The 8,068-nt window shown below is 43.9% G+C and carries 5 protein-coding genes and 1 pseudogene; 2 read left to right on the top strand and 4 right to left on the bottom strand.

What is annotated here, in order from left to right; translation table 11 throughout:
• Positions 1 to 67 precede the first annotated feature (67 nt).
• Both P5683_RS10200 and P5683_RS10195 read left to right on the top strand, forming a co-directional pair.
• Positions 68 to 319, top strand: a pseudogene (locus P5683_RS10200) (zinc ribbon domain-containing protein); the annotation flags it as partial.
• A gap of 39 nt (positions 320 to 358) precedes the next feature.
• Complete coding sequence (locus P5683_RS10195) at positions 359 to 1,123, top strand: HpsJ family protein (protein ID WP_006624210.1); 765 nt, start codon at positions 359 to 361, stop codon at positions 1,121 to 1,123.
• Here the strand turns inward: P5683_RS10195 and P5683_RS10190 are convergent.
• The 4 genes from P5683_RS10190 to P5683_RS10175 all read right to left on the bottom strand — a co-directional run bounded on the left by P5683_RS10190 (position 1,120) and on the right by P5683_RS10175 (position 8,068).
• The gene (locus P5683_RS10190) at positions 1,120 to 5,187 is read right to left on the bottom strand and encodes a response regulator (RefSeq protein WP_193520913.1); all 4,068 of its coding nucleotides are present in this window, start codon (positions 5,185 to 5,187) and stop codon (positions 1,120 to 1,122) included. The two genes, P5683_RS10195 and P5683_RS10190, sit on opposite strands and share 4 nt — an antisense overlap.
• Positions 5,188 to 5,324: 137 nt before the next feature.
• On the bottom strand, positions 5,325 to 5,531 hold the full coding sequence (locus P5683_RS10185) for a hypothetical protein (RefSeq protein ID WP_006624213.1): 207 nt from the start codon (positions 5,529 to 5,531) through the stop codon (positions 5,325 to 5,327).
• Between the two features lie 393 nt (positions 5,532 to 5,924).
• The gene (locus P5683_RS10180) at positions 5,925 to 7,247 is read right to left on the bottom strand and encodes an NAD(P)/FAD-dependent oxidoreductase (RefSeq protein ID WP_006624217.1); all 1,323 of its coding nucleotides are present in this window, start codon (positions 7,245 to 7,247) and stop codon (positions 5,925 to 5,927) included.
• On the bottom strand, positions 7,244 to 8,068 hold the full coding sequence (locus tag P5683_RS10175) for an SDR family oxidoreductase (protein WP_006624219.1): 825 nt from the start codon (positions 8,066 to 8,068) through the stop codon (positions 7,244 to 7,246). The genes P5683_RS10180 and P5683_RS10175 overlap by 4 nt, the downstream gene beginning before the upstream one ends.

The following is an 8,068-nucleotide window of genomic DNA, read 5'->3' as shown; positions in this document are numbered from 1 at the left end:
CCTGCATTGAGCAGTTTGATTCTCTCCATGATGCCATGGATTCCGTTCTCCAAGCTGCGTCCTAACCACCTTGACTAATGCTATAGATGTGACGGAAGAATACACCAGCAAAACCTGTACTCACTGTGGTCATGTGCATTCCCAGCTAGGTGGCTCAAAAGTGTTCCGATGTCCTGAGTGTGGGTTCACTCTACCCAGGGACTGGAACGGTGCTTTTGGAATCTTTCTAAAAGCTTTGCGGGATACCGCCTCTGTTACCTTAACGGGTAATAGTGCTATCGTCGCATTGTCAGGCAATAGCCGGATAAATGTCGCGTAAATGTATCAGTCTCAGTAAAAATACGGAACTTGATGTGTTATGAAAGGAACAACTCCAAATCAAATCCCGTCCCAGGCTGCTGGATTTTTGAGGCTGGCGGGGGTAATTTTATTCTTTTTTGCCCTAATTAACTATATTTTGCTGTTTGTGCCAACGAATTTTGGGGATCTCAGGTGGCAACTGAATTTTACTACTCAGATGGTAGAACAAGGGGTGATTCCGGTGTTGGCGATCGCCTTAATGTTTTGTGCATACGGGTTACAGGAGGTAGCTGGTCTATCACCAGAAAAGCCTAAACAGGGGTTTAACAGTCTCAAATTTTGGGTTTATGTGATTTCTGGCATTCTGGGGGTGATGTATTTAGTGCTGATTCCCCTGCACGTTGGCACTACTATAGCAGCGAGTAATGAAACGATTGAGAAAATTAATCAGGATGCAGCGACGGCCAAAATGCAGCTAGAAGAACGCCTGCAAGAACAACAAACCCAAATGTTAGCTATCTTAGGCAATCAGCAGCGCTTAGAAGATTATATCCAAGAACAACAGCTTACCGAAGCACAATTAGCGCGCCTGCAAGAATTTCAGGAAAACCCGGAAGCGTTGGGAGTCCAAAGCAATGCCATTGGCCAGGAACTGAAACAGGAAATTGAAAACCGTCGGCGAGAGGCAGAAAAGCGATCGCAACTGGGGACTTTCAAATCTAATCTCCGGGTCGGCTTAGGTAGTTTACTGCTGGCTAGTTGCTATCTGACTATCGCCTGGAGTGGCTTAATCAACAAACGCAGTCGCAAAAAAGCCGGTTAAATGGTCAAATTTGCGCTCGCTTCATTGGTCAGGGCTTCCTTGACTCTTTCTAACTCGGCTTGAATCTGAGTATAAACTGATTCAGCCGATGGTTGAGGAATGGGGACACCTGCATCTACTCCTTGACGGCCCATGATTTCTAATTGCAGACATAATTCGGATAAACCAAAAGCGCCTAAAGTCCCACTGATGGATTTCAGGGAATGGGCGGCCTGTTTGAGGGCTGTGGGATCATTTTGTTGGAGGGCTATTTGAATAGTGTTCAGAAGTTCCGGGGCGCTTTCGATGTACATTTCGGCGACTTCTTCCAAGGCTTCTATCTCTCGCAGTCCTTGTAAAACAGTGGGGTCAAGAATGGGGGAAGATTTGCTATCATCGGTGGTGGTATTTAAATATGTTGAAGGTACAATGGCATCGCAGGTGATGGGGCGACAGTTACGGAGAACTTTAACTAATTGTTCCATACGGATAGGTTTACTGATATAGTCATCCATTCCGGCTGCTATACATTCAGCGCGATCGCTTTCCATAGCATTGGCTGTAACGGCGATAATGCGCGGGCGTGGGGAGTAGGGTTTTTCTTGGTTATCATAGCGTTTTTTAATCTGTCGGGCTGCTTCTAAGCCATCCATAATGGGCATCTGCATATCCATTAAAATGACATCGTATGGCTGTCTTTCTAGGGCTTCGAGAACTTCTAAACCATTCCCGGCGACATCAGCCCTATATCCCATTCTTTGCAGGATTTGTAGGGCGACTTTTTGGTTAACTAGGTGATCCTCGGCTAATAAAATCCGCAGGGGGAGTTTTTCTGCTAACAGGGGAATATCTTGGGGCGATCGCATTTGGTTGCGACTCCAATTTTTAATCTGTAGAGGTTCCCCACACAGGACGTTAATCAGAATATTGTATAGGGGTGATTGTTTAATGGGTTTATTCAGAAAGGCGACAAAATCTCGATGATCGGTGGGGTTAAAATTTTGTTGACCGACGGAAATTAACATGACTAAGGGGAGGTCAACCCCGGCTGAAGTCTGTCGGACTTGGGTGGCAAAATTGAACCCGTCCAAATTGGCGATTTCCATTTCCACAATGGCGATATCAAAGGTTTTACCTTGTTTTAACCAGGCGATCGCTTCTGTGGGGCTGTCGGTATCTTCTACCACTAAACCCCAGCATTGAACTTGCTTGGTCAAAATTTGGCGATTGGTGGGGTGAGAGTCAATAATTAATAGTCGTTTTCCGGCTAATTCATCAGCATGATTCCACTGTGGTAATAAATTCTGGCTACTCTGAACTACTATGGAAAAATAGAATGTAGATCCCTGTGTGGGAGTATCTTTATTTATCTGCCAATTTTCTGGGGGATGACCACCGATCGCATCACCACTGACTACCCACATTTTACCCCCCATCATTTCGGCCAGTCGCTGACTAATAGCTAGACCTAATCCTGTCCCGCCATATTGTCGATTCGTGGAAGCATCAACCTGACTAAAGGACTTAAATAAACGATTCATGCGATCGACCGGAATACCAATACCTGTATCCGACACTGCTACCTCAATTTGATAGTGGGTAGAATACATAGATTTGGCAGTCAATTCTAAATCCGAAAACAGTGGTTTTGCTGACACTGATACCAACACTTCACCCCGGGCGGTAAACTTAACGGCGTTGCTGAGTAAATTCACTAAAATTTGCCTAACTCTTGCCATATCTCCCACCACTTCATTGGGGGTATAAGCATCAATGAAATATCCCAATTCTAGGGATTTACTCGCGGCTTTGGTCGCCAATAAGTCCAGGGATTCTTCAAGACAAGTGCGTAAACTAAAGGGGAAGGCTTCTAGGTCTAATTTTCCTGATTCTATTTTGGAGAAATCTAGGATATCATTAATTAAAGAAAGTAGGGCATCACTACTGCTGCGAATGGTTTCGACAAAATCCTGTTGAACTAGACTTAAAGGAGTATCTAATAACAATCCGGTCATCCCAATTACTGCATTCATGGGAGTCCTAATTTCATGGCTCATAGTGGCTAAAAATTCACTTTTGGCACGAGTGGCTGCGAGAGCCTCATCCCTGGCTTGACTCAATTCTTGGGCGGTTTGCTGTCGTTCTATTTCACTACCTATCCACTGCGCCATGAGTTTTAATAGTTCTTGGTCAACGGCTCTAAATGGCTCATTTAAAGGGTTTTGACTCCAAAAACAAAGAGTTCCATAAACCTGACCATAGACTTTAATAGGAATAGCCATATATGCCTCAATTTGCCAGCAATTTTCATCGGCATAAGAGGGGAATCCGGAGACTAACACTGATTCAAAAATCAGGGGGTTTTCAGCCTTTAATGTCGCCAAAATCAACGGATTATTTAAATCAAAATTATCCCCAAATGACCAGCTATTATTAGGGTCAATTCCTGCCATAATTTGGGCGGAAGGCTGGGGGGTGTCTAGGTTCAATATCTGGTTAATTATACCGACTTCTAAGTGGAATTTATCACAGCCCAACTTGAGGATTTGCTGGAGTTGTTCTTGCCAGTCTAAATGACGAGATGAGGTGATTTGATAAAGACTCCTAATTGAGGCTTCGCTGTCTTGTAGTTCCTGTTCCCGCTGTTTGCGATCGCTAATATCTCTGGAGACACCCAGAATTTCTTGCACTCTCCCGGTCTCGGGATGATAAATAGCGCGACTGGTGGTTTCAAACCAAATATATTCGCCGTTTTTGTGGCGTATACGATAGGTTAGAGTATAGGATACTTTTTGACTTAAAACAATTTCTAATGTCTTGCTGAGTGTGTTAAGGTCATCTGGGTGAAAAAATTTACTGGGGTGTTGACCAATTAAACTTTCCGGCTCATATCCTAATAGCAACGAACAGGCGGGGGAGGCGTAGCGGATCAAACCTCGGCGAGAGTGATGAGTAATTAAATCGGTGGAATATTCCGCCATTAGCCGATATCTTTCTTCACTATCCTGGCTTTGAATATTGGCTTGTTCTAAGGCTTCTAACATTTGATTAATGGTTTGTCCTAACCCGGTGAGTTCATCTTCCCCTGGGGGTACTGTCAGCCGTAGGGATGGGTCGCGACTTTGGCCGATTTGATTAATTTTGTGGGTGAGGTCTAACAGTCTGGCTAAAATCAGTTTCTCAAATACCAGTATGGTAATTGCACTTAAAATTATGCCGATCAGAAATAGGGAAAATGTGAGATAAATTAGGCTGGTGCGACCTTGGCGGAAAATGGGGCGATCGCTTTGGATTTCCAGGTTGAGAATCGGTCGATTATAAATGTCTAGGAGGGGAATAGACCCCAGGATAGTCGAAGTATCTAGGGGTTGAACTCTGATGGGGTCTTCCGCATTGATGATTTGTTGGGTTTGTTGGGGGTTGAGGGGAGTCCAAGGGTTGATTTCCACCGCAAGTTGGGTAATTTGAGTCAGGCGATCTATTTCGTTATGATCAAGATAGCGACCCACTACTAGGGTTCCCCGGCTTGGTCCATGGGCAATACTGGTAAGGATGGGACGGGCCGATAGCAGCAATGGGCCTTCTGGTAACATGACGATCCCTATTGTGGGACAGGGGATTTCCTCTTCTTTCTCAAAACAAGACCGGGAGGGGTTGGAAAATGACAGACTGACCGATTTTAGGTGAGGCGAGAGACTGGCGGGAATAGGGGTTTCTGTTTGGCTGTTGATGTCGAAACCTTTGCTGAAGACGATTTGACCTTGGCTATCTATCAGAATGAAGAGATTTAGCCTCAGATCCATAAACATAGTGTTAGCTAGGTTAGATCGCACATATCGGCTATTTTGTTGATTGATAAAGGCATAGGTATCATCCCATTTGGCTTGATCTTGAGCGATCGTATCTAAATTAGCCAGGTCATCCTCTAAGGCTTTAATTACCCGGACTACATCCTGATGCACCGACTCAATCTCCAGATTACGGAAATTCTGAATCAGGATACAGGATGCTGTTGTATACAACACCACAATTAGGCTAATTAGTGCTGCGCCAATAATGAGCAATGTCTTCTTGTGCAATTTCATAATCTTCCTCCGAGAAACCCCATCCCCTTGTGGGTGGGGAGGGATAGGAACAGCAATTGATATAGAGTGGGCGGGACCCCCAAAAGTGCATCATTCAAAAGCCATTTGAGTGCCATGGGTATTGTGCAAAGTCAGTTCTACTGTTTCTCCCTCGCCAACCACTGGTTTAAAGTAATACTAACCATCACTTCCCCTACTAACATACAATCCTGTTGCTTTCTGGGTAATTCCCCTCCGTTGTCCCAAGACTCCCTGGAGTAAGTCTGGTTGGCTTGACAAAAAATCTTTAACCATAAGGTTTGACAGTTAGGAACTAGCGACCCATTCCCAGGTAAGAACTTCAACCCTTACTCCCAAGGTAGACCCGGAAAGTCTCTCGAAGGCTTCACCCAGGTCTGTCAACTAAACTCACTTAGGTTTGTGGCTGTGGTCAGCCTCATCCCTTTGTGGGGGGGTTATTGACGGCGTTTTGCGTTGATGATGCTTCTACGAAACAACTGGGATGAGTAAATAAACTTAGCACCCAACCACCCGGAAAGGCTTGGTTATTTGTGACCTGACATCAAAATAGAGACTAATAAACCCATAATCTGTTGATCCAACTCAAAACTAAGGTAGATACTTTGATTGTAGCCTAGGTTGTTGGAAAGTTGGCTAATTACATCCATAAGACCAGTTATAGCCTTGTAGGAAGTCCTGGGGTTGAGAAATTGTCTCTGAGTCGTTGATGGGTGCTTCTAGGCTTGAAAGGGATTTTCAAAATTAGGATAACGTTGATCAATTTGGTGGGCTTTTTTTGTGAACCAATTAAACAAGAGGTTAAATAGTTGAATTTGCCTCAAAACTTTCTGTGGATCAGATAGGTGAGTGGTCGGCAAAGTCTGTCCGATTTCCTTCAAGACTAAACCCAAGGGAATCTTGATTTCCTCTTGTAGTTTTAAACATCGGGTAAATAAGGGCGCATAAGCAGAAATCAACGAACCTACACCGCCTCGCGCTTGACCCCATCCGATATAATATAGCCCTTGATAATCATCTAAAAATGCCCCCCCATAACACTGCACAGTCGCCCCCTTGACTCTTTGTAATTCGGGAGGTAGAAAGGGATAGGAAACATGATAGCCTGTGCCACACACTATTAAATCAAAGGTTTCCCTGGTGCGATCGCTAAATTCTACATCCCAACCGTCTAATTTATTGACGGCGGGTTTGGGGGTGATTTTTCCATGCTTGATATAGTAGGGTACTTCATTATTTAGGGTGGGATGTTTATCGAAAATTCGATATTTTGGTTTGGGCAAACCATAGTTTTCATGGCTGCCAAAACTTAGCTTGATTATACCATAACACATTAATCTTTGCAAGGCTTCAGGCATCCACCAACGAATTAAATCCGATAGAGGAACACCAGCAAAGGTTTTGGGAATAAACCACACAGACTCCCGCAGGCTTAACACCGATTTTTGACCGACTCTAGCTGCTTCGGCGGCTAGGTCACAGGCGGAGTTACCACCACCAATTATTAAGACTCGTTTACCTCTAAGTTGGTCGGGTGTTTTGTAGTCTTTAGAATGTATCATTTCACCGTTAAAAGTTCCGGGAAATTCGGGAAATCGTTTGCACCAATGATGACCATTACATATAATCACCCCTTTATAAATTCGCTTTTCTCCATTATCAAAGCTGACTAACCAGAGATTTTTGGCGATAGGATTAACTAGGGTAACGGTGCGTTTTAGTTCAATGTTAGGGCGCAGATTAAAAGCATCAGCAAAATGGTTTAAGTAGTCCCACATTTGTTTGGCACTAGGAAAATCAGGATAATCATTCGGCATCGGAAAATGAGTGAATTGGGTGATTTTCTTCGAGGAAATAATATGGGCAGTTTCATAGACACCATGATACCAATTACCACCAATATCATCACTGGCATCTACTTGATCATAGGGAATTTTCGCGGTTTTTAAACCTTCAGCAATACCTAATCCGACAAATCCGGCTCCGATGATTAGATATTTGTCGGCAGTTTTGGGGTTATTTCCTAAGATTTGAGCAGTCATACTTTAGGTTTTTTTACAAGTTTTTTAGCAGCCAAAAACGAAATTTTATCTAACCAAAAAGGAGTATAGCGTTTGAGTAAATGAATGAAATTTGCCGGGGAGTCTGGGAATACATGGAGTTGATTGGATTGAATACCTCGCAAAGTCGCTTTCATGACCTGCTTAGGGTCGGTCAACCAAGCCTCTGGTAAACCTTGATAGTTAGTGGCTAGGGTTCCATATTTTTCAGCGTCTAAAATTGGGGTCCGACTAAAAAATGGGTAGACGGCGGTCACTTTGACATTGTAGGATTTTACCTCATCAAAGAGTCCCTCACTAAAGCCTCGTAAGCCAAATTTACTGGCGCAATAGTGAGTTAAACCAGCTTTCCCACTCCAACCAGCCACGGAGGAAATATTGACGATATGACCTTGGCGACGGCTAATCATATCCCCTACAAATAGACTGGTTAAACGCATTGGTGCAAGTAGGTTTACTTCCATGAGGGTTTCCCATTTTTCCGGGGGTGTTTCGTCCATCCGACCATAAACGGCTAGTCCGGCGTTATTGATTAAAATATCGATGGGAACTTCCAGGCTTTTGACTTGATTAAATAAGATTTCGCATCCCTCACGGTTAGATAAATCAGCCTCGAAACAAGCGAGGATTTCTCCGGTTTTAATCTCCTGTTGAATTAGTTGTGCTTGTTGGTGGAGAGTTGGTTGATGGCGATCGCTTAAAATTAAACGGCTACCTGCTGCTAATAATTGGCGGGTGAGTTGTTGACCAAATCCGCCAGTAGCACCCGTTAAAACTACTGTGGCATTTTCTAGTTGAGTCAT

The sequence above is a fragment of the Limnospira sp. PMC 1279.21 genome (assembly GCF_032349615.1).
GTDB classification, from domain to species: domain Bacteria; phylum Cyanobacteriota; class Cyanobacteriia; order Cyanobacteriales; family Microcoleaceae; genus Limnospira; species Limnospira fusiformis.
Note: the sequence above shows the minus strand (reverse complement) of the source record. Positions and strands in the feature narration are given on the sequence as shown.

Bases quoted from the DNA above. Each gene is read 5' to 3' on its own strand.
- P5683_RS10190 (WP_193520913.1), bottom strand. From the start codon at position 5,187: ATGAAATTGCACAAGAAGACATTGCTCATTATTGGCGCAGCACTAATT.
- P5683_RS10175 (WP_006624219.1), bottom strand. From the start codon at position 8,068: ATGACTCAACTAGAAAATGCCACAGTAGTTTTAACGGGTGCTACTGGC.
- P5683_RS10195 (WP_006624210.1), top strand. From the start codon at position 359: ATGAAAGGAACAACTCCAAATCAAATCCCGTCCCAGGCTGCTGGATTT.
- P5683_RS10180 (WP_006624217.1), bottom strand. From the start codon at position 7,247: ATGACTGCTCAAATCTTAGGAAATAACCCCAAAACTGCCGACAAATAT.